Below are 23,982 nucleotides of genomic sequence, written 5' to 3' on the forward strand. Positions count from 1 at the left end.
TCTCTTAACTTAAATGTACGCACATTTCTGTCAGGAGGACCGGTCGTGGTGCACGTTGAGGTTAGGTCACCGGCTGTGGTCGAGCCTGAGCCTGTCTCGAAGCCGCACTTCATTGAGCGCGTCCCGGGGCTGTTGGTGGTGCTCGCGCTGGCGGGGGCCGCGGTGCCGCTCGGGCGATTGGTGCCGGTGATCGGCGGGCCGGTCTTCGGGATCGTGCTCGGCGTCCTGGCCGGCGTGCTCGTGCCGGCGCTGCGCGGGTCCTGGTCGCGGCCGGGGTATGAGTTCGCGTCGAAGACATTGCTGCAACTGTCGATCGTCGTGCTCGGCACCGGGCTGTCGCTCCAGCAGGTCGTGAAGGTCGGCGGTGAGTCGCTCCCGGTGATGCTCGGGACGTTGACGGTCGCGCTCGGCGGTGCCTGGTTGTTCGGTCGCCTGCTCGGAGTACGCGGTGACACTCAAACCCTCATCGGAGTCGGTACTGCGATCTGCGGGGCCTCGGCGATTGCCGCCGCCACCGCCGCGATCGGTGCGAAGAAGTCGTCGGTCGCCTACGCGCTGGCCACGATCTTCACCTTCAATGTGGTCGCGGTACTCGCCTTCCCGCCGCTCGGTCACCTCCTGGGCCTCGACGCCCAAGCCTTCGGCCTCTGGGCCGGTACCGCCATCAACGACACCTCCTCGGTAGTTGCCGCCGGCTACACCTACTCCCAGGAAGCCGGCGACCAAGCACTGGTCGTCAAGCTCACCCGCTCCCTGATGCTCATCCCCATCGTCATCGGCCTCGTCATCCTGAAGTCGCGGCGGGAGGCGCGGGTGGCCGGTCGTGTGTCTGGGGCGGAGCCGGTTGCTGCGGGCAAGCTGCCGTGGCGACGGATGGTGCCGTTGTTCCTCATCGGGTTCATCGTGGCCGCTGGGCTGCGGAGCGCGGGTGTGGTGCCGGATGCGTGGCAGGAGAGCTTGTCGCTGGTCGGGACGTTCTTGATCACCTCGGCGTTGGTGGCGATCGGGCTGTCTATGCGGCCGAGTGAACTGCGCAAGGCCGGTTGGCGGCCGTTGGCGTTGGGCGCGTTGTTGTGGATGTCCGTAGCACTGAGCAGCCTGGGGCTGCAACTGCTCACCGGCACGTTGTGAAATAAGAAACCTGGAATACCAAATCTCGGGACAGGGCTAGTAAATGTCCCTTCCTAAGTCTTATCTTGCAGATTGACGGCGCCCCCCGTCATGAACGCAAGGAGCTAACCATGGTGGAAACAACGCAGCAGCGCGAAACCTGGATCGCCCCGGACTTCCTGGAGTTCGAGACTCCGACCGAAGTCACCTCCTACGCGGCGCGGATCGACTGACACACCGCCGAACGGGGGCCTGCGCCGCAGGCCCCCGTTTTCCGGGATTTCCCCTGAACAAGTTCCGTCACAGCGCATTTCCGTGCGCCCGAGTTCCATTTGTGACGTTCAATTTAGGCGGAGGCCGTTGTGTCGACCATGAATGCCGAGGAATTCACCGCCGCATTACGCGGGCTGTCGTGCCGGTACTGGGGAACGCACCCGTTCCACCGGCGGCTGCACGCCGGCGACCTGGACGAGCGGGAGCTGCGCCTGTGGGCCGCCAACCGCTGGTACTACCAGAGCATGATCCCGCAGAAGGACGCGGCGATCATCAGCAACTGCCCCCTGCCGCACGTCCGTCGCCAGTGGCTCGACCGCATCACCTACCACGACGGCAAGACCGGCCAAGATGGCAAGGCAGGCGAAGACGGCGGACTCGAGCGCTGGCTGAAGGTCTGCGAAGCAGTCGGCCTCACCCGCGAGGAAGTGCTCGACGAGCGCCACCTCGCCCCTGGCGTACGGTTCGCCGTCGACGCCTATGTCACCTTCGCCCGTACCAAGCCTTGGGTGGAGGCTGTCGCGTCCGGTCTGACCGAGATGTTCTCCGGCCACCTGATGAAGCAACGCGTGGTGGACATGCTCACGGCGTACGAGTGGATCCGCGCCGAGGACCTCGCCTACTTCACCAACCGCATCGACGCGGTCTCCGGCGAAGGGCAGGCGACGCTCGACCTGGTCGTCGAGCACTGCATCACCCGCGAGCAACAGGACAAGGCGATCGCCGCACTCTCCTTCAAATGCGACGTCCTCTGGTCCATGCTCGACGCGATCGAACGAGCCGCGGCCAAGCAATGAGCCTTCAAGCAGGGAAGCCCCGGCTCAAACGAGGTGTGCGACTCACCTACGACCACACCAGAGACCTCCAGGTACTCCTCTACCCCGAGGGCGTGCTCGTCCCCAACCCGACGGCGACCGCCATCCTCCAGCTCTGCGACGGTGAGTCCGACGTCGAGCAGATCACCCTTGCCCTGAGCAACCAGTACGACGGCGTGCAACCCCAGCAGGTCGTCGACGTCCTCGCCCGGCTCGCCGATCGACAGGTGGTGGAGTGGTCATGACGGAGGCGCCTCTCGGACTGACGGCGGAGCTGACCCATCGCTGCCCACTGCACTGCCCGTACTGCTCCAACCCACTCGAACTCCTGCAACGCGACCAGGAGCTCAAAACCGAGCAGTGGAAGGAGATCCTCACCCAAGCACGCGAACTCGGCGTCCTCCAGGTGCACTTCTCAGGCGGCGAACCACTCGGCCGACCCGACCTTCCCGAGCTGATCGAGCACACCGCGAACCTCGGCGCCTACGTCAACCTCGTCACCAGCGGCCTCGGCCTGACCGAGCAACGCCTCAACACCTTGGTCGACAAAGGCTTGTCGCACATCCAGCTCTCGGTCCAGGCCGCGGACGCCGAGCGGGCGAACAAGATCGCCGGTACCCGCGCCCATCACCACAAGATCGTTGCCGCCGAGCTGATCAAGCGAACCGGCCTCCCGCTCAGCGTCAACGTCGTCCTCCATCGCACCAACCACGACCAGCTCGAAGGCATCATCGCGCTCGCCGAGCAGATGGGCGCCGACCGGCTGGAGCTGGCCAACACCCAGTACTACGGCTGGGCGCTGCGCAACCGCGACCAGTTGATGCCGACCAAGGAGCAGCTCGACGCGGCGCAGCCCGTAGTACGGGCAGCCATTGATCGGTTGAAGGGCAGGATGCAGGTCATCTATGTCGTCGCCGACTACTACGAGGAGTACCCGAAGCCGTGCATGTACGGCTGGGGTGCTCGGCAGTTGACGATCGCGCCGGACGGGACGGTACTTCCGTGTCCGGCCGCGAGTGCGATCGAGACGCTGGACCTCGACAACGCGACCGCCAAGTCACTGCACGAGATCTGGTACGGCTCCGAGTCGTTCAACGCGTATCGCGGTGAGGACTGGATGAGCGACACCTGCCGAAGTTGCGACCGTCGCGGACTCGACCACGGTGGTTGCCGGTGTCAAGCATTCCTGTTGACCGGCGACGGCGCCGCGACCGACCCGGTCTGCAAGAAGTCGCCCGATCGCGGGCTGGTGGACCTGATCCTCAAGACTCCCAACAAGACACCGGTCAAGCGGGTCGAGTTCGAGATGCGCGGATGAAGGCGATCCTGCTCGGGACCGCGGCCGGTGGTGGCTTCCCGCAATGGAATTGTGCCTGCCTGACCTGCTCCGACCCTGGTCTCCTACCTCGAACGCAGGACGGGCTCGCGATCAGTGCTGACGGCAACGACTGGTACCTGGTGAACGCGTCGCCCGACATCCGTGCCCAGATCCTTGCCACCAAAGAGCTCAGAGCTGGGCCGGGTCCGCGGGAGACGCCGATCAAGGGAGTCTTCCTCACCGATGCCGAGCTGGATCACACGCTCGGACTGATGATGTTGCGGGAGGGCTCCGGTCTCGAGATCTACGGTCCGCCTGCTGTTCTTCAAGCGCTGAAAGATGTCAGGTCGACGCTGAGCAAGTACGGCGCCTGGACCTGGTCGACGATCGGGTCTGACCAGTACCTGGCCGGCCTGCGCGTCAAGGTGCTTGCTGTCAGCAACAAGCAGCCCAAGTACGTGACCGGCGCGACGGGCGATCCGTGGGTGGTCGCCTACCGCTTCGAGGATCCCGCAACCGGAGGGGTGCTCGTCTACGCGCCCTGCCTGGCGACCTGGCCGGATGGGTTCGACGAATTCGTGGATGGCGCGGCGTACGTAGTACTGGATGGCACTTTTCATGATGGTGGGGAGATGTCGGACAGGGCCGATGCCACCGCCAAGGCGCAGAGCGTGATGGGGCACCTGCCGATCGAGGCCAGTCTCGAACGCATCCGCAAGCTCAGCGCCGCGCAACCCGGCACCGCGTGGGCCTACACGCATCTCAACAACACCAACCCCGCCCTGGATCCGGCGACTTCGCAGTACGCCGGAATCCGGGCGGCAGGTGTGAAGGTCCCACCTGATGGGACAGCCCTTGTGCTGTAGAGACCTACTGCTCGTACGCCGCCAAGCGGACTTGGACTGCCTTGATGCGGGGCACGTCCAGCTTGGTGCTGCGGTCGAAGCGATAGATGCCGTTCTCCTCCTGGAAGACGTCGGTCAGTTGCGTGTAGCAATAGCCGAACATCAACGGGTTGTCGAGCAGTGCGTCGACCAGCCCGGTGAACCGGTCGTAGAACTCGGCCTCGTCCTTGACCCGCTGGCCGTACCCCCACGACTCGGGGTCGTTGCCGGAGGCACTCGCGGCCTGAGGGTTCCACCAGATCCCGCCGAACTCGCTGCAGAAGTACGGCTGCCCGTTGTACTCCTGCGAGATCGGCCGCCCCTCCGGACCGGTGTTCCCGTACGGCGAACCGTCGGCGAGGCCGGCCATCTGCTTGCCGAACTCAACCGGGTCCTGCTCGTAGTTGTGCGAGTCCCAGATGTCCGTCTCCGGCACCCGATGCGAGTAGCCCGACGAGTCCAGTACCGGCCGCGAGGTATCGGCCGCCTTGGTGGCCAGGAACATCGCTCGCGTGACGTCGTCGAGCTGGGTGATCTTGTCGTGCAGCAGCTGGTGCGTCTCGTTGAGCGGGCACCAGCCGACGATCGACGGGTGGTTGTAGTCGCGCTCGACGGTCTCCAGCCACTGCGTCACGAACGACGCGGTCGGCTGCTGGTTGTCGTCCCCGGTGCCCGCGACGCCCGCACCCCAGTCGCCGAACTCGCCCCAGACCAGGTAGCCGAGTCGATCCGCGTGGTACAGAAAGCGTTCCTCGAACACCTTCTGGTGCAGGCGTGCACCGTTGAAGCCGGCGGCCAGACTCAGCTCGATATCGGCGATGAGCGCGTCCTCGGTCGGTGCTGTCATCAGGCTCTCGGGCCAGTAGCCCTGGTCCAGAACGAGTCGCTGGAAGACGTGCTCGCCGTTGATGAGTACCGCTTGGCCGTTGATCGAGATGGACCGCAATCCGGCGTAGCTGTCGGCCGCGTCGACGAGGTTGCCGTCGGCATCGATCAGCTCCAGCCGGACGTCGTACAGGTGGGGATCGGTGGTGTTCCACAGGCGCACCCGATCGGCCGGTACTGCGAGCAGGAGCCGCGGGGCGAGATCGAGATCCGCGCGGACCTCGGCCGACGCGACCTCACCGGCGGCGTCGGACAGTACGGCGCGGACTCGCCAGCCGGGCTTGTTGGCGGAGAGCGGAACCGAGACGTGGAAGCAGGAGCCCGCGACGTCGGGCGTGATCCGCGGCCGGTTCAGGTGGACTGCCGGGACGGCCTCGAGCCAGACGGTCTGCCAGATCCCGGTGGTGCGGGTGTAGTGGCAATCGGCGTTGAAGTACGGCTGCGACTGCTTGCCACGCGCCTGTACGCCGTACCGGCTGTCTCGCGCGCGGACCACGATCGTTGCCTCCTCGCCGGGAGCGGCGACGGCGCTGAGCGGGGCGCTGAACGGGGTGAAGCCGCCGCGGTGCCGGACCACCTCGACGCCGTTGACCCAGATGGTCGCGTCGTGGTCGACGGCCTGGAAGTGGAGGACCGCGTCGCGGCCGGCCCAGTCGGCGGGGATCGTCACCGTCGTCCGGTACCAGACAGCCTCGAGGAAGTCGACGTTCTCGACCCCGGACAGCCGCGACTCGGGCGCGAACGGCACGGTGATCCGCTGCAGCAACTCGCGCTCGCGGACTCCGCGCTCCAGGCCGGAGTCGGACCGGTCGAGTTCGAACTGCCACTCGCCGTTGAGGTTGAGCCAGTCGGGCCGGGTGAACTGCGGGCGCGGATGCTCGGGGCGGGGCTGCTCAGGGTGGCGCTGAGGAGTGGGCATCGAGGGCTCCCGGGAGCTGGAGGGATGCGGGCGGTGACGAGCGTACAACGTTGTAATAGGCCTGGGCAACGGGCGAGCACAGGCCGGGGCGCGATGCAACAACCTGCAATTGTGGTTGAAAGGTGGAGGAGAGCGAACCATTTGCCACCCACAAGCATCATGCTGGTGAGACAGGTGTCCAGCTGGGGAGATCTAGGAGGTTCATCGAGTGATGACCGAGCGCACAGCCGAGATCAAGCGGCTGCGGTTGCGGGTGCCGCAGGCGGAGCTCGACTCGCTGTACCGGCGGTTGCGGACGTTCCGCGACAGCGGCGACTACATCGCGGCCGGGCTCGACCGGATCGTGCCGGCCGCCTATGCCGACGAGCTGGTCGACTACTGGGTCACCGGCTACGACTGGCGTGCGCACGAGAACCGGCTCAACACCTACGACCACTACACGACCGAGATCGCCGGGCAGTTCGTGCACTTCCTGCACCTGCGGGCGGCGAACCCGGATGCCGAGCCGGTGCTGCTGACGCATGCCTGGCCGAGTGGCGTGATGGATGCACTCTCTACTGCGCTCCCGTACGAGGCGCAGGGCCGCTACCACCTGGTCATCCCGTCTGTTGCCTGGACGGCGCTGGCAGGCGAGGGCGAAGGCTCGATGAGTCGGCGGACGGCCGCTGGCTGGGACGAGCTGATGTGCCGGCTCGGGTACCACGACTACCGGGTGGGTGACGACCGCAACGGGTTGGCCGGGACACCGGCGTACACGGAGGTCACCGAACGGCAGGCGCAGGAGCGCGGGCTGGATGCGGTCGAGCTTGCAGAGGTCCGCTGGTTCAACGAGAACCTCACTGCGTTCAACGAGCGGCAGCAGGTCTCCTCGCTGGTGCTCAGTACTGCGCTGCTCGCCTGGCATGCGCAGCTGGTCGACCTGCTCGTCGACCGCGACGAGATCCTGACCGGGCTGACCTTGGCTTGGTTTGCTGCTCACCTACCCACCGAGTAGGCGGTTGCCGTTCTCCCAGCAGACGGCTCTCAGCCAGTCGTCGCCTAGGTCGAGTTGCTCCAGGGCTTCTAGCTGTACTGCGTACTGGTACGGGATGTTGGGGAAGTCGGAGCCCAGGACTACCCGGTGCTGGAGGGCTTTGTAGCGGGGGAGCAGGTCGCGGGGGAATGGCGCCAGCGCCTCGGTGAACGGGGTGCAGGCCATCGTGGTGTCCAGGTGGACGTTGGGGTACGTCTCGGCGAGCTGTAGGTGCTCGGCGTACTCCGGCATGCCCAGGTGGGCGATGACCGCGGTGAGGCGGGGGTGCTTGCGAAGTACGTCGCCCATTGGGCCGGGGCCGGTGTGGCGGCCAGGGATCGGGCCGGAGCCACAGTGGACGACCACTGGTACGCCGGACTCGGCCAGCTGACCCCACACTGAGTCCAACTCGTCGTCGCGCGGGTCGTAGTCGCCGACCTGGACATGCACCTTGAAGATCCGGGTGCCCAGCTCCAGAGCTTCCTTCACGTACTGCGCTGCGCCGGGCTCGGGGTAGAAGGTGCCGCTCGAGACGCAGCCGGGTGTGGTCGCCGCGAACTCCCTAGCCCAGGTGTTGAGCGACTCGGCCATGTCGGGCTTGTGTGGGTAGACGAGTGCGGGGAACCGGCGTACGCCGAGGTCCTGCAGCGTCTGGAGCCGCTCGGCGACCGGTGTGCGGTAGGTGACCGGCCAGGCGGTGCCGTAGTGCTCCTCGGCCTGGTCGAAGTAGCCCCAGACGGCGTCCATCACGCGATCCGGCAGGAAGTGCACATGCACGTCCACCAGCCCGTCGAGCCCCAGCCGCTGCCACCACCCAGGCACCTCGTCATCACGCACGCCGCCACCCTACGTCCGCCGGTACTTGCAATAGCTACGTAACTACGTACTATCCACAATGTGGAGAACCCTGTGGATAACCGGCTCACAGAGCTGGAGGCGCGGATCGCCGCGCTGGAATCCGCCGCGTCGTCCACACCCCCGGAACAGGCGCTGCGAGAGCGGGCCGGGTGGGCGGAGCTTGCAGGGGTGCTGGGGGCTTTGGGGAGTCCGGTGCGGCTGACCTTGCTGGAGGAGATCAGCCGGGGGAGGAACACCGTCAGTGCGTTGAGCGAGGTTGACGGGTTGGGGACTAGTGGGCAGATCTATCACCACCTGCGGCAACTCACCGCTGAGGGCTGGCTCCACAGTCCTAGTCGCGGTACCTTCGCCGTCCCGCCACCTCGTGTGGTCGCCCTTCTGGCAATCCTGGAAGCACTGCAGAGGTAAGACTTGAAAGTATCTATTAGCGCGGGGATCGCCATCGTGGTCGCGCTAGCTGTCGTGGCCGGAGGTTGGCTGGTGCGGCCGCGGACCATCGAACTGGAGTCGGCCCGGACGGGTGACAACAAACTCCAGACCTACATCGACCAGCACTACAAGGGCGCCGGCCACCGGCTGGAAGTAGTTGTCATCGGCGACAACTCGCTGACGTTCGCGGGCCGCGGTGCCAACGAGCACAGCCCGTTCGAGGTCGGCTCGATCAGCAAGGGCTTCACCGGGCTGTTGTTGGCCAACTCGATCCACCGCGGTGAGGTCAAGCTCGACGACCAGGTCGGCACCCTGCTCCCACTCGACGGCGCCGAGGTCGCAACGGCGACTCTCGAAGACCTCGCGACGCACTACTCCGGCCTTCCGAGGACATCGACCAAACCGCTCGACGTGGCGCGCGGCCTGCTCACCACCCTCGACGCGGGCAACCCGTACCCGTACTCCGTCGACGACCTGATCAGCCAGGCCAAAGCCGACGCGGGCGGCCGCGGCCAACCGGCGTACTCGAACGTCGGTGCAGCCCTGCTCGGCCAGGCCCTCGCGCGCAAAGCCGGCCTGAGCTACCCGGACTTCCTCCGCGAGCGGCTGCTGCAGCCACTCGACCTCCAGGAAACCCACGTACCAACGACAATCGACGACGCGGCTCCGGCCGGCTACAGCTCCGGCGGGCGCAAGGAACAGCCGTGGATCCAGGACGGCTACGCCCCGGCCGGGGGCATCGTCTCCAGCGCAGGCGACCTCTCCCTGCTCGCCCAGGCGATGCTCCGAGGCAACGGAGTCGAGGCCCTGGCTCCGATCCGCGACTTCGAGGAGGGCGACCGCATCGGCTACTTCTGGCTCACGAGTCCGTTGGCCGGTACCGACCGCAAGATGGTCTGGCACAACGGCGGTACCGGCGGTTATCGCTCCTTCGTCGGTCTGGACCTCGAGAAGAAGCGTGCGGTCGTGGTGCTGTCCGACGTGGCCGCCGATGTCGACGAGTTCGCCACCAAGCTCCTGGCGGACCAGTCATGAAGTACTTCGCGATCGCCCTCGCCGTCGGCTACCCGTTGGTCGCCCTCTGGCAGATCCACACCAGAAAGCTCCGCGACCGCCTGGACCTGCTGATCGCCCTGGTGGCAGGCGTCCTCTTCCTGCTCCTCGCCCGTACCATCACCAACTGGCAAGAACTTCCGCCCTGGCTCTGGCTGGTAGCCCTCGCCCTGATGGCCGCGGCCACCGCGTACTCCGGCTGGGCCTGGCCAGACCTCCCCTGGCTCAGACCCACCCGCCCACGCCGCCGCGCAGTCTCCGCGACGATCCAACTGATCATCGCCGCGGCACTGCTGGCTCTGCTGGTCTAACCCTGGTCGGTCACCCACAGGCCGGTCAGGCCGCGGAAGTGGGCGAGGAACTTCTCCTGCTCGTGGGCCGGATAGGTGGCCGCGACCGTCTCGCGCAGGATGCGGTCGAAGTCGTCGCCGGAGACCCAGTCGACCAGCTTCGCGTCGAAGTCGGTCAGGTTCTCCGCGCACCACTCGTGGTACCTCGCGGTGTCGAAGTACTCGTCGGCGAGCGCGAGGTACCCCTCCAGCTTGGCGTCGTAGTCGAGCGACTCGTCGTCCGCGATCGCGAAGTACCGCTCGGTGTGCAGGTCGACCTTGGTCCGCCGGCCGGTCGCCAGCGAGAACACCGACCACTTCACCAGCGCGCTGATCGCCCACGGGAAGTAGTAGTGCAGCGAGGTGATCGCGACGTCCGGGCAGGCGTTCGCATAGTCGATCGGGTGCACCGAGTCGCCGGCCACCAGCATCTCGCAGGAGTTGAACTCCCAGCCGAAGAAGGCGTTCACGATCCGGCTGATCGCGACCGCCTGGTGGCCGGCCGACGGGCTGAGGAAGTCGTGCGAGACGGCGTACCGGTTGTGCATCGGCTCGTCCGGGCGGAAGTCCATCACCATCGTCTCGGCGCCGATCGACAGCGCCCGGGCGAACTTCTCGTACTCGACCGTGGCCTGCAGGTGCATCAGCATCTCGCCGGACTCGTCGTACGCCTTGTGCAGGTCGTCGGGGTTGTTGATCCGGGAGACGCCGCGCCAGCCGCCGCCGTCGAAGGGCTTCATGTACATCGGGTAGCCGAGGTCGTCGGCGATCGCGTCCAGGTCGAACGGCTTGTTGTACTTCTCCGACGTGTACGCCCAGCGCACGTTGTCGACCGGGTTCTTGAACGGCACCAGCACGGTCCGCGGGATCTTCAGGCCGAGGCGCAGCATCGCGCAGTACGCGCTGTGCTTCTCCATCGCCTGGAAGGTGAACGGCGAGTTGAGCAGGTAGGTGCCGTTCATCAGCGCGGCCTTCTTCAGCCACTCGCGCGGGTGGTAGTACCAGTAGGCGAGCCGGTCGATCACCAGCTCGACCCGGACCGGATCGTTCAGGTCGAACGGCTCGATGGTCAGCCGGTCGGTGCTGAACTCGTGGGTGGTCCCGCCGGCCTCGACCGGGCCGACCCGCCGCAACAGCGCTTCGAACGCCTGCGGCCAGTCCTCCTCGGCGCCGAGCAACAACCCGATCAGATGCTGAGAGCGGTCAGACACGTGGGACTCCTTAGCAGAATCGGGGCAGGTGATGAGCGAGCTGCTTGCGCCACCAGGGCCAGTCATGGGCTACGTCGTATCCCCAGAGGTCCAGCTCATGGGGAATGCCTTTGGCAGCCAGTACTTCGGCAGTGGCGCGCGCGGATGGCAGCGAACCGGTCGGGTGGGTCTCCCAGTCGCCCTGGCCGACCGTGAGCACCAGGAAGAGCCGCTGGCGCAGCCACTCCAGGTGGTCGCCCTCGAGGTTGGGCAGGTAGTCGATCGGGTTGTTGAAGTACGTCGCGTCGCCGCGCTCGCCCCAGGCGTGCCAGCTGGCCGCGTCGTAGTTGCCCGACTGGCAGATCGCGATCGGGAACAGGTCGGCCCGCTTCACCGCGAAGTTGAGCGCATGGAAGGCCCCGAGACTGCAGCCGGTGGTGATGATGTCCGACGCACCCGGGGTGTCGCTACCGATCGCCGGTACGACGTGGTCGAGGATCCACGACTCGTAGAGCCCATGCCGTCGCGCGCGCTCCTCCAGCGGGATGCTGCGGTCCGACCAGCTCACATGGTCGTACGAATCGACGCAGTACAGCTTGACCCGGCCGGCCTCGATCAGGTCGGCCACTGCCCCGACCATGCCGTTGTTCTCGTAGTCCCAGGCCCGGCCCTGCTCACTCGGGAACACCAGCACCGGGCGGCCGTAGTGCCCGTAGCGGATCAGTGTGCCGGGCCGATCCAGCCCTGGTGCATCCAGCTCAACCTGCTCACGCTCCATGCGCCTCACCCCTGTCCTAGTGTCGCCACCTTGCCATGTCTTTACCTCGTTTGCCTCGTCCCAGCGCGTCCTGCCACTGGGCCGAGGACGGCGACGACTACAGCGAGTACTGCGACCCCACCCAATGCCGTGGGCAACGACCATGCGCTGGACGCCGCACCGACGGCGGCCGGGCCGAGCAGGAAGCCCAGGTAGGCGATCGTAGTGACGGTGGAGATGGCACTGGCTCGCCGCTCAGGACCGGCCCAGGCGCCGGCCATGCTGATGATCGTGGGCGCGCAGACCGACGTACCGAGGCCTGCGACTGCTATGCCGACCAGTGCCAGCCAGGGGCTGCCCGCTGCGGCCGCTAATGTGCTACCGAGGGCTGCGATGACGCCACCGACTACTAGGAGTTGAGCTGGCTTCAGGCGACGCAGGAGGACGTTGCCGGTGAGTCGACCCGTGGCTGCGGCGGCTGCGAAGACGGCTGGTGCGCTGGAGGCGAGTGCCGGTGCCGCACCGAGAGTGGTGTCGAGGTGTACGGCGCTCCAGCTCTGCCAGGCGTTCTCGACCACGAAGGCGAGGGCGCAGAGACCACCGAAGACCAGTAGGGCCGGTTCGAGCCTGCGAGGCGCCTTGCCCTGCACTACCGGCCTGATCTTGGTTGAGCCGGGTGCGAGGACTAGCGCGACCACCAGAGCGACTACGACGAATACTCCGCCGAGTACCGGCAGTGCACCGGCTCCGGCGGCGCGGAGGGCCGCAGTACTGAGACTGGCGACGACTACCGCGATGGAGAAGAGGCCGTGGGCCAGGTTCATTAGTGGCTTGCCGCTGGCGGCCTCGGCGGCGGAGCCGGTCGCGTTGATGGCTACGTCGGTCGCACCTGAGGTAGCGCCGAGCAGGAAGAGTGCACCGCCCAGTGCGACGGCTGAGCCGGCCAGTGCGGGCAATACGCCACAGGCGGCGAACAGTAGGACGGCTACGGGCAGCACCACACCGCCGTACCGGTCGATGAGGTAGCCGGTGAAGCGCATGGAGAAGAGGGCGCCCAGGCCGACGCACAGCAGCGCACCGCCCAGTTGTGCGTCGGTGACGCCTGCCTCGGCCTTCACCGCGGGCAGGACCGCGCCCCAGGCACCCCAGAAGAGGCCGAACGCACCGAACCCCGCGAGCGTTTTGAGCACTCAGGCCCAGACGCGGTTGAGCAGATTGGTCAGGCAGGGATCCAGCACGTCGCGCCAGGCGGTGAAGTTGTGCATGTCGGGGGTCTCGTCGAAGGCGACCTGCAGGCCGAGCTTGGTGAGCTGGGCGGCCATCACGCGGTTGTTGTGTACGTTCTCCTCGGGCGTCCCGGCGGTCATCGAGATCGCTGGGTTGCTCGGGAACGCGGTGGTATCGAGTACTTCGTGGACGAAGGCGGTGACCTCGGCGTAGTACTCGAACTTGGACTCCTGCGGGTCCGTGTCGAGCGTGAAGAACGACCCCGACTGGAGGAACAGTCCGGCGAAGGTGCCGGGGTGGTGCCATTCGGCGTACAGGGCGGCGAGCGCGCCGAGGCTCGCACCCATCAACACCGGCTTCTTGCTCCGGTACGACGCGGTCAGCATCGGCAGCACGTGCTGCGTCAGGGCTTCCGCGTACTCCGGATTGGCGGCGTACCAGAGGTTGCGCGAACTCGGCCGGATGAGGGCCAGCCGCAGCGGCGGCAGCGTGCCGTCGGCAACCATGGCGCCGACGTAGTGGGTCAGCCCGGCGTACGCGGCGAACTCGGGTCCGTCATGGGCCAGCAGCAACGGCAGCTCGAAGGTGGGCGCGATCCCGTCCGGCGCCCAGAGCAGGACGTCGATCGGGCCCACCGGTGTCGGGTCGATGATCAGTGGGGTGAGGCTCGACGCGATCGGCTCGATCGTGATCCAGTCCGGCTCGACGTACCCGGGCAGCGGCAGCCAGGAGTGCTCGCCGAACGCGCCGCCGACTACGCGCGGATTGGTCGGGTCGGTCCGCATGCCGGTGCCGGCGATGTCGAAGAGGTACTCCATCCGGTGCACCGAGGGCCGCGGCAGCCGCAGTTCCCAGCCGTACTCGACCGGCTTGAACTCGAGTTGCTCGGCCGCGAGCCCGAGCTCCTCCCACAACCGGACGCCGGTGAACGCGTGCTCGGGGTCGCCGAGGCGGAACACCACTTCAGCGCCTTCGACCGCGCTCACGATTGCTTCGGGCATCAGACCACGGTACGGCCTTCCGGCGTCCGAATCGTCCGGTATGGGCAGTCGGCGGGCCCGAGATAGGCACCTCGCCACCGTTGTGCACGCTGCGCGGGGGCAGGAAAGTGATGCTGACAACACTTGATCTGGAGAGGTACGACGATGACATCGACCGAACTGACGGCCAAGGACGTTGCCATCGAGTCACTCATGGTGATGGCGAACGGCTCGCTGGAGGACTTCCGTTCGCTGTTCCACCCCGAGGCGACCAATCGGATGGCTGTGGACGAGCCACTCGCCTGCCGTGGCCGCGGGCCGGAGGCGTACTACGCGACCGCGGTGTGGCTGCGCGGCGCGTACGCCGACCTCGGCTGGACGATCGAGGATGCCGTGGTGGAGGGCGATCTGGTTGTCCTGCACGCGACGATGTCGGGCCGGCACACGGGCCCCTTCGTCACGTACGACGAGAACGGGCGCGCGGCGCAGGCGTTCCCACCCACCGGGAAGACCTTCGCCGTGACCCAGTCGCACTGGTTCCGGCTGGCGGACGGCAAGGTCATCGAACACTGGGCCAACCGCGACGACCTCGGCCAGGCGATGCAGCTGGGCTGGATTCCCCCGACACCGGTCTTCCTGATCCGAATGCTCCTCGCCCTCCGCAAAGCCCGCCGCTCGTAAGTACTACTCGCCGGACACCAGTACGGTCACTGCCTCGCCTTGGCGGACCCATTCGTACGCCGCTACGAGCGCCGCGTGCTCGGCCGAGCGGCCCACCAGTACCGGGCTCGCTGTCGGCGGTACCGGCACCTCCCTGTCCTTGTGATGTGCGAATCCGGACCGCGATGTCACCAGATCTGACGACGACGACCCGGGGGTGGATCGGCGAGGCTCGTCGCAGGTAACCCGGCCGACCGATCGCCGGGGCCGACGACGGAGGAGGCACCCGATGCGCAAAGTGATCCTGGTCAGCAACATCACGCTGGACGGCGCGATCGCCGGACCGGACGGCGAGCTGGACTGGATGTCGATGGACCACCAGCTGAACGTCGAGTTCACCGAGCGGTTACGGGCCGAGGTGGACACGATGATCGCCGGCCGCAAGGCCTACCACCAGCTGAACGAGGCGTTCTCGGCCCAGGCGACGCATCCGGACAGTCCGCCGGAGCTGGTCGACTTCGCGACCTGGATGGTGGAGACGCCGAAGCTGGTCTTCTCCCGCACTCTGACCGGTCTGCTCTCGCCGAAGGACCGGCTGGCCACCGCCGACATCCCCGAAGAGATCAAGGCGGTCAAGCAAACCGAAGGCAAGGGCCTGGTCCTCTTCGGCGGCGTGGAAACCGCCCAGCAGTTCGTCCGCCACAACGTCATCGACGAGTACTGGCTCAAGCTGTACCCGGTTGCCCTAGGCAACGGTCGCTCACTCTTCACCGACCTGCTCCACCGAGCCGACCTGAAACTCACCGAGTCGAAAGCCTACGACTCCGGCATCCTCACCCTCCGCTACGTCCCCGCCTGACCCCCACCGCCAAGGAGCTCACCATGTCCACCACCCGAATCACCCGCACCGCAGTCCCCATGTCCGCTTCCTCGACCTCCGCGCCGTCGATGGGATCGCTGCTGCGGGACGGCGCCATCGCCACGGTCCTCGCCGCGGCCGCGACGGCAGCGGTCTCCGCCATCGGTCACGCCGCCGGAGCCAGCCTTGCCCTCGCCGGCAACCGGATCCCCCCGTCCGGCTTCGCGACCATGACCGTCCTCTTCGCCACCCTCGGTCTCGGCATCGCCCTCCTGATCCGCCGGTACGCCGCCAGCCCCCGCACCTCCTGGCTCCGCGCCACCGTCGCCCTCACCGTCCTCTCCTGGATCCCCGACCTGTTCGCCGACGCAGACATCTCCACCAAAGCAGTCCTGATGACCACCCACCTGGTAGCCGCCGCCATCGTCATCCCCACAATCGCCCGCCGCCTACGTGCCTGACAACAAACCGCCGCCCACCGCAGGAAGCGGCGGGCGGCGGTTGCTGTGTACTACCCGCAGTGCTGGGACTTCTCGTCGGCGGTCATCGGAGCGGTCTTCTTGGTGATCAGGCCCTTGGCGTCCTTCACCGGGCCCACCGCCTCGAACTCCTGGTACCAGATGTAGTGGTCGTAGTACTTGTCCGGGAAGTGCATCTCGTACTGTCCCTTGACCCGGCTCATCTCGGTCGCCCGTTCGATCCAGCCCTTCTCGCCCGGCCGGACATCGACGCTGTCGTCCTGGCCGACCGTGCTCGACGTCTCCCAGGTGTGCTGGTACGACGTCTCGATCGACACCTTGAACACCTCGGAGAACCCGTACTCCGCGGAGACCGACACCCCGAAGCTGTTCGACTCACCCGTCGTCTCGGACCACTTCACCGTCGAGCGCTGCAGATCAGCCGTGCAGTTGAAGACGGTGTCGCCGACCTGGTGCACGTCGCCGCGGAACGTCTCCGGCGGCCCGTACGGATGGAAGGTGCAGGTATCGGTGCCGTTGTCGCACTTCTCCAGTAGTTCGCGACCGGTCGGCCCGTCCGCGGCGAAGGCAGGAGCCGCGGTCAGTGTGGTCGCCGCGGCCAGCAGCGCGGCGGTGGTGATGGCGGCAAAATGTTTTGGCATGGCTCTACTTCCTCACTGTGTCGGAAAGGGATGCGGGATCAGCTGAAGCCGACGGACGCGGTCCGGTCGTCGAGCATGGTGCCGACCCAGCCGGTGTTCGTCTTGAACGGCCCGTCGCGATCACCGCCGAGATCGTTCTCCGGATACAGCCAGATCTTGCAGTTCGCCCACGGCTGTACCGAACTGATCCGGTTGTGCCATTCCGGCGGGAAATTGAACTGGTAATTGATCACGCCGTCCGACCCGTCGCACAGACCCGCGCCGACCACCGTGTAGGAGTCGCCGCCATAGTCGCGGTTGTCGAAGAACGTGCCCTGGATGACCTCGCCCTGAGCCTGCTCCGCACCCTTCGTCGAGGCCAGCCGCGCATTCTTCTGCGCTACCTGCGTACGGGCGGAGTCCAGCGCCTCGGCGAGCGTGCCGAAACACCGTGTCGTACCGGCGGAATCACCCACGCAATGCCGGGCGGACGGCTCGGCCGCCTGTGCCGATGGAATTGCCGGAATTGTCGCGGCCAATGTCAGGATACTGATTCCGGCGATCGAAATTCTTTTTCTCGCTGTCATTTGCCTCATTTCCCGGACGCTAGCGGGAGCGCTCTCACCGGGCAATGCCGGGAACACTGACAGCCCTTGACGACGTCGGGCTGTAAAGTCACCGCGACGCAGTTGTGACATCAGGGGTGGTTTGCGCAAAACCGGAGGCGAAATGGTCGATCTGGACGACATCCGGGCGGTGACCGAGGGGTTGCCGCGCAGTTATGAGGTCATAGTGCGCGACCGGATCAAGTTCCGGGTCGGGCGGATCGTGTACCTCGCGCTGTCCCGCGACGAGAAGCAGATGGGCATCGGCTTCCCGAAGGAGGAGCGCGCGGCGGCGATCGCGGCGTACCCGGAGAAGTTCCTGCCGCCCAGCAAGGCCGACGAGCGGTACAAGTGGATCGAGGTCAACCTCGCCGTGCTCGACGAGGAGGAGTTGCGCGAGCTCATCCTGGAGGCCTGGCGGATGTGCGTGCCCAGAAAGGTGGCCGCCGAATACTTCGGCGAGTGACCAAACGGGGGCCTAGGGCAACAAAAGCCGCTTCGCGGTAGGGGTGGCGGGATCGGTTGTCATCCCTGGGGATGATTCCGGGGCTCCCAGGGGGCGACTTGAGTCACGTCCGAACCGTTCCCGGGGAGGATGGAAACCCAGGCTTTCCCCGGCAGGCTTGAAGGTATGACCGGGGACTTCTTGCCACAACGCCGCCAGGCGTCGCTACTTGCTCAACTGCTCACCATCGTCGTGCTCATCGCCGCCGCCATCGGCGGCTGGTACCTCCTGAGCTGACGCCGGCGCAGCCTGGCTGACCTGACGCCAGGCCAGCACGACCTGCTGACCTGACCGTCAGCCCTCCCAGCGCACCTCGGCCTCGCCGGGCCGGACGACGCCCGCCTCGTAGGCGACGACGACCGCCTGGACCCGGCTCGACAGGCCGAGCTTGGACAGCACGCTGCTGACGTGGGTCTTCACCGTGGTCTCGCTGACGAAGAGCTTCGTCGCCAGGTCGCGGTTGGACAGCCCGCGCGCCATCCAGACCAGGATCTCGCGCTCGCGCTCACTCAACTGCGCGAGCGGCCCGGCCCAGCGTCCGGCGGGCGCCGGCGCCGAGTCGGCGGGACCGCTGCCGACCTGCCGCTCCAGCTCCACGCACCGCTCGAGCAGCACCCGCGTCGACGCCGGGTCGACCAACGAGTCGCCGCGATGCACCGCCCGCACCGCCGACACCAGCAGATCCGGATCGGTGTCCTTGAGCAGGAATCCCGAAGCACCAGCCCGTACTGCGCTCAGCACGTAGGCCTCGTCATCGAAGGTCGTCAGCACCAGCACGGCGGGCCGATTCCGGCCGGACTCCTTCGCGGCCTTGGTGATCCGCTCGGTCGCCTCCAGCCCGTCCATCACCGGCATCCGGATGTCCATCAGCACGACGTCCGGGTCGTACTGCGCGATCATCCGGATCGCCTCCTCGCCGTCGCCGGCCTGCGCCACCGTGGTCAGGTCGGGCTCGTGGTCGAGGATCATCGCCAGGCCCATCCGGATCACGCCCTGGTCGTCGGCCACCAGGATCCTGATCTTCTCCGTCACCTCTGCGGCGGCAACCATGCCTGCACTCTCCATCCACCCAGTGGTCCGGCGGCGACGGTCAGTGTGCCGCCACTCGCGTGCGCGCGCTCGCGCATTCCGATCAGTCCGTTGCCGCGGCCGCTCTCCTGCCGCCGGGCGGTCTCCAGCACGTTCACCGGCGGTGGCCCGCCGCTGCCGTTGTCGTCGATGGTGAGCAACTCACCCTGCGGTCCACTCTGCCAGCTCACATGCGCGGCAGTGGCCTTCGCATGCACCATCACATTCGTCAGCGCTTCCTGAATGATCCGTACTGCGGTCAGGTCGGTGGCCGAGGTGAGCTGCCGGCTGCGGGTCGGCAGTTGCATGGTCACGTCGATCCCGACGGCCTTGAGCCGGTCGCCCATCCGCGCGACGTCGGCCAGGTCGGGTACCGGCGCGGTCAACGCACTCGCGCCCGGCGCGGCGGTGTTCAGCACTCGCACGGTCTCCCGCATCGCGGTCAGCGCTTCGCGGCCGCTGGCGGCGATCCACCGTACGGCCTCCCGTAGTGCCTCTGGCTTCTGGTCGGCGACGCGGTCTGCCGCTTGCGCACGGATCACCACCGCGCTCATGTGGTGCGATACGACGTCGTGCAGGTCGCGGGCGATCCTGGTCCGCTCGGCCGCCGCGGCACGCTCGGCCTCGATGGTCCGGAGCCGGACCAGGGCCGTGTTGCGTTGCTCCATCACCAGCAGGCTCTTGCGCCGGCGCAGCGCGTTGGCGCCGAGCAGGACCATGCCGCAGATCAGGGCTTCGGCGAAGACGAACAGGGACAGGTCGATGTAGTCGTACAGGCTGTAGGGGTCGCGGGGGAGGCCCGCGTAGCGATCGCCGTACTTGTAGACGCTGGGCGGGGCGTGGCTCATCACGATCGCGACGACGGCCGGCAGCCCGATCATCAGCGCGGCCAGGCTGCCCATCGTGAAGAACAGACAGGTGAACCGGCGTACTCCGCTCGCTGCCGCGAGATAACCGATCACCAGCAACGGTACGAGGTGCAGCTCCGACTGCAACGCGGCGTCGCTGATCGCGGGCGCGCGGAAGATGCTCAGCCCGATCTGCTCCGCCAGCCCGGTCTCCGCCGCCGCGTAGACGAGCGGATAGCAGATCGACACGATGAGCAGCGTCATCCGCGGCACCATCCGGGCGATCGCGATCGTCAGTACCAGGAACATCCCAGTGACCACGGAGACGCTCGGATTCTTCGGCCGCAGGATGCTGCTGTTGATCACCGCGAGCCCGGCGAACCAGACAACGCCGACCAGCGCGGCCAGCAGGATGTCCTGCTGCCACGCCTGAAGCCGTCGCCATGAGCTCACCTTGCCGTCACCTAGCTGAGCGTAGTCGTGGGTGACAATTTTCGGCTCCTGCGCCAGGAGGGGTGGTTTTCTCCAACTTTTGGATGAGACCGGGCGTCGGACCTGATACCCAGGTCCGACTTAAGGCTGTCCGAGACGGTCCCTGGGACCGATGTGGCGAACCCGCCGAACCGAGAGGCTGTACCCCATGACCAACGACCTGCCGCCGCGTCGCCCGTTCTCGGTGCGAGCCCGGTTGCTGTCTGTCACCGGGGTGGTTGTCGTCGCTTCGCTGCTGATCTGGCACGCCCAGGTGATCGACCTGCTGTCCTTCGACTCCGACGCCGACAAGCAGCCGGTGGTCGCGGGCGGGCCGAACGGCTCACCGCCACCGGCGCCACCGACGCGCAAGCCGGTCAGGAAGACGGCGGCGCCGGTCGAGACGCCGACGTCGGAGTCCAAGCCGAAGAAGACGCCGTCGCCCGAGGCGACCAAATCCAGCCGCAACGAAGAGAAGACGCAGTACTCCGAGGAGAGCATCGAGGGCCTCGGCCCTGTCCTGCGCGGCCGGCTGCGCAAGGCGATGGCCGTCGCGAAGGCTCAAGGGGTGCCGATGCGGATCAACTCCGGCCGCCGCAGCGCCACCAAGCAGCAACGACTCTTCGACGAGGCGCTCCAGAAGTACGGGTCGTACAAGGCAGCCATCCGCTGGGTGCTGCCGCCGGACAAGTCGGAGCACGTGCACGGCCGGGCCGTCGACATCGCTCCGCAGCCGGCGATGGCGTGGCTGGAACGGGTCGGCTGGAAGTACGGGATCTGCCGCGTCTATGAGAACGAGCCATGGCACTTCGAGGCGCTGCGGGCGCCCGGCAGGAAGTGCCCCCCATTGCAGACCAGCTCAGCCGCCGAGCTCGGCTGACCACCACCGAATCAGGAGCGCAACTGATGACGATGACATATGCCCTGCCGGCCACCCGGCGAGCCAACCGCAACCGCCACTCCGTACCGACGCTGTGGCGTCAGGTGATCCGGGGTGCCGCCAAGGACGAGCAGGTCGAGCCGGATCGGTCGGCGCACACGCAACTGGAGATCTACGAGGGCGTGCTGACCGCGTTCGAGCGGCGGACCGAGGTACTGCGGACGATCGACGGCGCCTCCGACCGGCTGACCGCCGTGCTCCGGATCCGTCAGCTGCTCGGCGTCAGCCAGCTGCAGGCGACCGCGATCCTCGAGCTGCAGGCGCAGGGCTTCAGCATCGCCTCGCGCGACCGGGTCGCCCACCGCGCGGCCGAGCTGCGTTCGGCACTGAACCGCTAAGACTTTTCTCCCAGGTAGTCCGATGAAACGAAATCACTGAAAGGAGGGGGTTGTGCCACCGGCCACGGCCGGCCAGGTACGGGCGCTGCTGAGGGGCCCCGCCCAGACCTGGCCGGCCGTGCACCGTTGTGGCGCAACCCCCTCGGGACCGTCAGCCGTCGAGGGCTCGGTCAGCCGTCGACGGGTGGCTCGGTCAGCCGTTGAGGAGTGCGAGGAGGGCTTCGGCGTACGCCTGCTCGGCGTCGTCCGACGGGTAGCGGCGGCCCTCGGTCAGTACGACGGCATAGCCGCCCGGTACCGCCTCGAGCTGCTGGAAGTGGGTGCCGAGCAGCGCGCGCAGTTGCTCCTCGCGCGGCAGCCAGATCACCTCCCGCTGCTCAATGCTGTCGAGCGCCCACTCGGTCGTGCCGTTGAACCCGATCACCTTGCCGCCCGGGTAGTCGTGCACCTCAACCGTCATGTCGCTGACGACGAACACATCGTCGTCCATCTCCCGGTCCGGTACGACGAACCGGTCGCCGGCACCGGGCACCCACAAGGCCCCGGCCTTCCGCAACCTCCGTGCCTGCTCAACCGTGATCACGCTTCCATCGTCCCTCCGCACGCCAAGGGATCAAATGCCCGTGTCACCAGCCGGACCGCTGCGGTCGACTTCGGGCGTCATCGACCGGACTGCGGGCGACAGTCCGAGCGTCAGTGGGTGGACCGCCAGTACTGCTTTCGGTCGCGGTCGCGGACGACGTAGTCGAGCTTGGCGAGCTCCAGCCGGAGCTCTCGCAGGTCGGCCTTGCCCTTGTCGCCCTGGTCGAACGCCTTCGACCGAGCCTTCAGTACTGCGTTCGCCGCGGGCAGCAGGTCCGGATCGTCCTCGACCCAGCGCCGGAACTCGCTCCCATGCGGATCACCGGCATCCGACCACGGGTACCCGTGAGCGCGGAACGCCGCCGGAATCGCCTTCCGCGGCCCCGCGCCCAGCTCATCGTGCTTCTCCCGGGCCAACTCCGCCGACCGGCTGTCCTGCAGCACGATCTCCTTGCCGTCCAGGAACGCGACCGCGACCTTCTCCCGCGGCACCCGGGTGGTCCGCTGGTTCTTCAGGAACTCGACCTCGGTGTTGCTGATCGTCGTCTTGAGCGTGTCCTCCAGTGCCATCGCCGCGAGCAGGACCCCGCCGAGCAGTCCGATCGCGAGACAGATCACGAGCACCCACCAGCCGTCCCATCGCGAGATGAGCTCGAACGGACCTTGGAACGGCACCCACTGCTGCCTGGCCGCCCAGTCGGCGATCCGGGGCAGGAAGAAGCCGAGGACCAGCCCGAGCAGCGGCAGCCCGCCGTACAGGACGAGCTTGTCGGTCGTGGAGTGACCGATCACCGTCTTCGTGGTGGAATCCGTGCTCATCTCCCGCTCCGCTCCGGCCGCATGAGGCCGAAATTAGCAGCGCGCGGGCGGCGTACGGGGTGACTTTGGTAGCGGGCTGACCGTTCCTTGGTCGCTTTCTGGCCGGTTCGGACGCGGGTGGCACGATGCTGGACATGACTGATGGCATCTGGCTGCGCTTCCTGTCCGGTCCCGAGATCGACTCGCTCGGGCTGACCCGGCTGGAGATCGTCGACGCGGTCGAGGCGGCCGTGCGCGATCACGGCGAGGGCGAGACGAGCTTCGAGCCGCGGGTGCATCTGATGCCGGACAACGGCGGGATCGGGCACTTCAACGTGCTGCGCGGGCACCTCAATCGGCTTGGTGAGCACGGCATCAGCGGGGTGAAGGTGGTCGGCGACTTCGTGCCGAACTACCAGGTCGGGTTGCCGAGCGAGCTGGCGATGGCGACGCTGTTCGATCCGACTACCGGCGTACCGCTGGCGGTGCTGGACGCGACGATGATCACGGCCGCGCGGACCGGCGCGATGACGACGGTGGGTGCGCGGTACCTGGCCCGGCGGGACAGCAAGGTGCTGGCGCATGCCGGCGCTCGCGGTACTGCGTGGTGGAACGTCACGATGCTCGACGACCTCTTCGACCTGGACGAGATCCGGGTGACGTCGCGGCGGCCGGAGTCGCGGGAGAAGTTCGCGGCGGAGTTGTCATCGGAGCTCTCCACGCCGGTACGGGTCTTCGCGACCGCGGAGGAGGCGTTCGACGGCGCCGACGTGATCGTCGAGGCGACGAGGCTAATGGAGCCCGAGCCGCTGCTCCGTACTGCTGCGGTGCGCCCCGGCGCCTTCGTCGTCCCCTACGGAACGGTCAGCGCCGTCGAGCTAGACCTGCTGGACGTGATGGACAAGGTGGTCGTCGACGACTGGCGCGAGGCCCAATCCGGTACCTTCGGCGCCCTCCGCCGGCACGTCGACACCGGCCGCCTGTCACCTGAGACCCTGTACGCCGAACTAGGTCAGATCGTCGCCGGCCACAAACCCGGCCGCGAATCCGATGCCGAACGCAACCTCTTCTGGCACCGAGGTCTGTCCCTCTTGGACGTAGCCATCGCCCACCTGATCCTCCGCCGAGCCGAGTCAGCCGACGTCGGCACGATGCTCAGATTCCACTGAC

At 67.1% G+C, this 23,982-nt stretch carries 30 protein-coding genes; 17 read left to right on the top strand and 13 right to left on the bottom strand.

The window, feature by feature from the left end; genetic code table 11:
• The first annotated feature begins 75 nt into the window (after positions 1 to 75).
• The 6 genes from OHA70_RS16430 (at position 76) to pqqB (ending at position 4,382) form a co-directional block, all read left to right on the top strand.
• Positions 76 to 1,131, top strand: coding sequence for a YeiH family protein (locus OHA70_RS16430; protein ID WP_328333393.1), 1,056 nt, complete (start codon positions 76 to 78; stop codon positions 1,129 to 1,131).
• A 110-nt stretch (positions 1,132 to 1,241) separates the two neighbouring features.
• Positions 1,242 to 1,343 (top strand): pyrroloquinoline quinone precursor peptide PqqA, encoded by a 102-nt coding sequence (gene pqqA, locus OHA70_RS16435; protein WP_328333396.1) that lies wholly within the window; start codon positions 1,242 to 1,244, stop codon positions 1,341 to 1,343.
• Between the two features lie 138 nt (positions 1,344 to 1,481).
• Positions 1,482 to 2,180, top strand: coding sequence for a pyrroloquinoline-quinone synthase PqqC (gene pqqC / locus OHA70_RS16440; RefSeq protein WP_328335142.1), 699 nt, complete (start codon positions 1,482 to 1,484; stop codon positions 2,178 to 2,180).
• Entirely contained in the window at positions 2,177 to 2,443 is a 267-nt protein-coding gene (gene pqqD, locus OHA70_RS16445; RefSeq protein WP_328333398.1) for a pyrroloquinoline quinone biosynthesis peptide chaperone PqqD, read from the top strand. The genes pqqC and pqqD overlap by 4 nt, the downstream gene beginning before the upstream one ends.
• Positions 2,440 to 3,516 (top strand): pyrroloquinoline quinone biosynthesis protein PqqE, encoded by a 1,077-nt coding sequence (pqqE, locus tag OHA70_RS16450; protein ID WP_328333400.1) that lies wholly within the window; start codon positions 2,440 to 2,442, stop codon positions 3,514 to 3,516. Before pqqD ends, pqqE begins: the two co-directional genes overlap by 4 nt.
• On the top strand, positions 3,513 to 4,382 hold the full coding sequence (gene pqqB, locus OHA70_RS16455) for a pyrroloquinoline quinone biosynthesis protein PqqB (protein WP_328333402.1): 870 nt from the start codon (positions 3,513 to 3,515) through the stop codon (positions 4,380 to 4,382). Before pqqE ends, pqqB begins: the two co-directional genes overlap by 4 nt.
• 4 nt (positions 4,383 to 4,386) lie before the next feature.
• On the opposite strand, the gene OHA70_RS16460 is transcribed toward pqqB, so the two are convergent.
• Positions 4,387 to 6,204: a glycoside hydrolase family 2 protein gene (locus OHA70_RS16460; protein ID WP_328333404.1), complete on the bottom strand. Its 1,818-nt coding sequence runs from the start codon at positions 6,202 to 6,204 to the stop codon at positions 4,387 to 4,389.
• Positions 6,205 to 6,415: 211 nt separating this feature from the next.
• Between OHA70_RS16460 and OHA70_RS16465 the strand changes: the two genes are divergently transcribed.
• Positions 6,416 to 7,198, top strand: a complete 783-nt coding sequence (locus OHA70_RS16465; protein WP_328333406.1) for an epoxide hydrolase N-terminal domain-containing protein — start codon at positions 6,416 to 6,418, stop codon at positions 7,196 to 7,198.
• Here OHA70_RS16465 and OHA70_RS16470 read toward each other — a convergent pair.
• Positions 7,184 to 8,053, bottom strand: coding sequence for an amidohydrolase family protein (locus OHA70_RS16470; protein ID WP_328333408.1), 870 nt, complete (start codon positions 8,051 to 8,053; stop codon positions 7,184 to 7,186). The genes OHA70_RS16465 and OHA70_RS16470 overlap by 15 nt on opposite strands.
• Positions 8,054 to 8,113: 60 nt before the next feature.
• Here OHA70_RS16470 and OHA70_RS16475 point away from each other — a divergent pair, with 60 nt between their 5' ends.
• The 3 genes from OHA70_RS16475 to OHA70_RS16485 are packed head-to-tail and all read left to right on the top strand — an operon-like array spanning position 8,114 to position 9,867.
• The gene (locus OHA70_RS16475; protein ID WP_328333410.1) at positions 8,114 to 8,482 is read left to right on the top strand and encodes an ArsR/SmtB family transcription factor; all 369 of its coding nucleotides are present in this window, start codon (positions 8,114 to 8,116) and stop codon (positions 8,480 to 8,482) included.
• A 36-nt stretch (positions 8,483 to 8,518) separates the two neighbouring features.
• Positions 8,519 to 9,538 (top strand): serine hydrolase domain-containing protein, encoded by a 1,020-nt coding sequence (locus OHA70_RS16480; protein ID WP_328333412.1) that lies wholly within the window; start codon positions 8,519 to 8,521, stop codon positions 9,536 to 9,538.
• Positions 9,535 to 9,867, top strand: coding sequence for a hypothetical protein (locus OHA70_RS16485; RefSeq protein ID WP_328333414.1), 333 nt, complete (start codon positions 9,535 to 9,537; stop codon positions 9,865 to 9,867). Before OHA70_RS16480 ends, OHA70_RS16485 begins: the two co-directional genes overlap by 4 nt.
• On the opposite strand, the gene OHA70_RS16490 is transcribed toward OHA70_RS16485, so the two are convergent.
• From OHA70_RS16490 to OHA70_RS16505, 4 genes are read right to left on the bottom strand one after another with little or no spacing between them, the layout of a single operon-like run.
• A complete protein-coding gene (locus tag OHA70_RS16490) occupies positions 9,864 to 11,096 on the bottom strand; it encodes an ATP-grasp domain-containing protein (protein ID WP_328333416.1) in 1,233 nt (410 codons plus the stop codon). The two genes, OHA70_RS16485 and OHA70_RS16490, sit on opposite strands and share 4 nt — an antisense overlap.
• Before the next feature lie 10 nt (positions 11,097 to 11,106).
• Entirely contained in the window at positions 11,107 to 11,853 is a 747-nt protein-coding gene (locus tag OHA70_RS16495) for an esterase family protein (protein ID WP_328333418.1), read from the bottom strand.
• 41 nt (positions 11,854 to 11,894) lie between these two features.
• A complete protein-coding gene (locus tag OHA70_RS16500; protein WP_328333420.1) occupies positions 11,895 to 13,022 on the bottom strand; it encodes an MFS transporter in 1,128 nt (375 codons plus the stop codon).
• Positions 13,023 to 14,060, bottom strand: a complete 1,038-nt coding sequence (locus tag OHA70_RS16505) for an alpha/beta hydrolase (RefSeq protein WP_328333422.1) — start codon at positions 14,058 to 14,060, stop codon at positions 13,023 to 13,025.
• Positions 14,061 to 14,204: 144 nt separating this feature from the next.
• On the opposite strand from OHA70_RS16505, the gene OHA70_RS16510 reads away from it, so the two are divergent.
• On the top strand, positions 14,205 to 14,720 hold the full coding sequence (locus OHA70_RS16510; protein ID WP_328333424.1) for an ester cyclase: 516 nt from the start codon (positions 14,205 to 14,207) through the stop codon (positions 14,718 to 14,720).
• Positions 14,721 to 14,723: 3 nt separating this feature from the next.
• On the opposite strand, the gene OHA70_RS16515 is transcribed toward OHA70_RS16510, so the two are convergent.
• On the bottom strand, positions 14,724 to 14,849 hold the full coding sequence (locus OHA70_RS16515) for a hypothetical protein (protein WP_328333426.1): 126 nt from the start codon (positions 14,847 to 14,849) through the stop codon (positions 14,724 to 14,726).
• A gap of 139 nt (positions 14,850 to 14,988) precedes the next feature.
• On the opposite strand from OHA70_RS16515, the gene OHA70_RS16520 reads away from it, so the two are divergent.
• Both OHA70_RS16520 and OHA70_RS16525 read left to right on the top strand, forming a co-directional pair.
• On the top strand, positions 14,989 to 15,558 hold the full coding sequence (locus tag OHA70_RS16520; protein WP_328333428.1) for a dihydrofolate reductase family protein: 570 nt from the start codon (positions 14,989 to 14,991) through the stop codon (positions 15,556 to 15,558).
• 23 nt (positions 15,559 to 15,581) lie between these two features.
• Positions 15,582 to 16,019, top strand: a complete 438-nt coding sequence (locus tag OHA70_RS16525) for a DUF6069 family protein (RefSeq protein ID WP_328333430.1) — start codon at positions 15,582 to 15,584, stop codon at positions 16,017 to 16,019.
• Positions 16,020 to 16,069: 50 nt separating this feature from the next.
• Here the strand turns inward: OHA70_RS16525 and OHA70_RS16530 are convergent, their stop codons facing one another.
• Both OHA70_RS16530 and OHA70_RS16535 read right to left on the bottom strand, forming a co-directional pair.
• On the bottom strand, positions 16,070 to 16,678 hold the full coding sequence (locus OHA70_RS16530) for a hypothetical protein (protein ID WP_328333432.1): 609 nt from the start codon (positions 16,676 to 16,678) through the stop codon (positions 16,070 to 16,072).
• Positions 16,679 to 16,716: 38 nt separating this feature from the next.
• Positions 16,717 to 17,253: a hypothetical protein gene (locus tag OHA70_RS16535; protein WP_328333434.1), complete on the bottom strand. Its 537-nt coding sequence runs from the start codon at positions 17,251 to 17,253 to the stop codon at positions 16,717 to 16,719.
• A gap of 133 nt (positions 17,254 to 17,386) precedes the next feature.
• On the opposite strand from OHA70_RS16535, the gene OHA70_RS16540 reads away from it, so the two are divergent.
• Positions 17,387 to 17,728 carry an MmcQ/YjbR family DNA-binding protein gene (locus tag OHA70_RS16540; RefSeq protein WP_328333436.1) on the top strand — a complete coding sequence of 114 codons (342 nt, stop codon included), beginning with the start codon at positions 17,387 to 17,389 and terminating at the stop codon, positions 17,726 to 17,728.
• A 333-nt stretch (positions 17,729 to 18,061) separates the two neighbouring features.
• Here the strand turns inward: OHA70_RS16540 and OHA70_RS16545 are convergent, their stop codons facing one another.
• A complete protein-coding gene (locus OHA70_RS16545; protein ID WP_328335144.1) occupies positions 18,062 to 18,799 on the bottom strand; it encodes a response regulator transcription factor in 738 nt (245 codons plus the stop codon).
• Complete coding sequence (locus OHA70_RS16550) at positions 18,796 to 20,136, bottom strand: sensor histidine kinase (RefSeq protein ID WP_328333438.1); 1,341 nt, start codon at positions 20,134 to 20,136, stop codon at positions 18,796 to 18,798. The genes OHA70_RS16545 and OHA70_RS16550 overlap by 4 nt, the downstream gene beginning before the upstream one ends.
• Before the next feature lie 187 nt (positions 20,137 to 20,323).
• Here OHA70_RS16550 and OHA70_RS16555 point away from each other — a divergent pair, with 187 nt between their 5' ends.
• Positions 20,324 to 21,034: a M15 family metallopeptidase gene (locus OHA70_RS16555; protein ID WP_328333440.1), complete on the top strand. Its 711-nt coding sequence runs from the start codon at positions 20,324 to 20,326 to the stop codon at positions 21,032 to 21,034.
• Positions 21,035 to 21,060: 26 nt separating this feature from the next.
• Positions 21,061 to 21,432, top strand: coding sequence for a hypothetical protein (locus OHA70_RS16560; RefSeq protein ID WP_328333442.1), 372 nt, complete (start codon positions 21,061 to 21,063; stop codon positions 21,430 to 21,432).
• 193 nt (positions 21,433 to 21,625) lie between these two features.
• On the opposite strand, the gene OHA70_RS16565 is transcribed toward OHA70_RS16560, so the two are convergent.
• Complete coding sequence (locus OHA70_RS16565; protein WP_328333444.1) at positions 21,626 to 22,015, bottom strand: pilus assembly protein CpaE; 390 nt, start codon at positions 22,013 to 22,015, stop codon at positions 21,626 to 21,628.
• Positions 22,016 to 22,125: 110 nt separating this feature from the next.
• Positions 22,126 to 22,833, bottom strand: a complete 708-nt coding sequence (locus tag OHA70_RS16570; protein WP_328333446.1) for a YqeB family protein — start codon at positions 22,831 to 22,833, stop codon at positions 22,126 to 22,128.
• 134 nt (positions 22,834 to 22,967) lie between these two features.
• On the opposite strand from OHA70_RS16570, the gene OHA70_RS16575 reads away from it, so the two are divergent.
• Entirely contained in the window at positions 22,968 to 23,981 is a 1,014-nt protein-coding gene (locus OHA70_RS16575) for an ornithine cyclodeaminase family protein (protein WP_328333448.1), read from the top strand.
• The last annotated feature ends 1 nt before the right edge of the window (position 23,982 follow it).

Origin of the sequence: Kribbella sp. NBC_00382, assembly GCF_036067295.1 — a bacterium.
Classification (GTDB): Bacteria; Actinomycetota; Actinomycetes; order Propionibacteriales; family Kribbellaceae; genus Kribbella.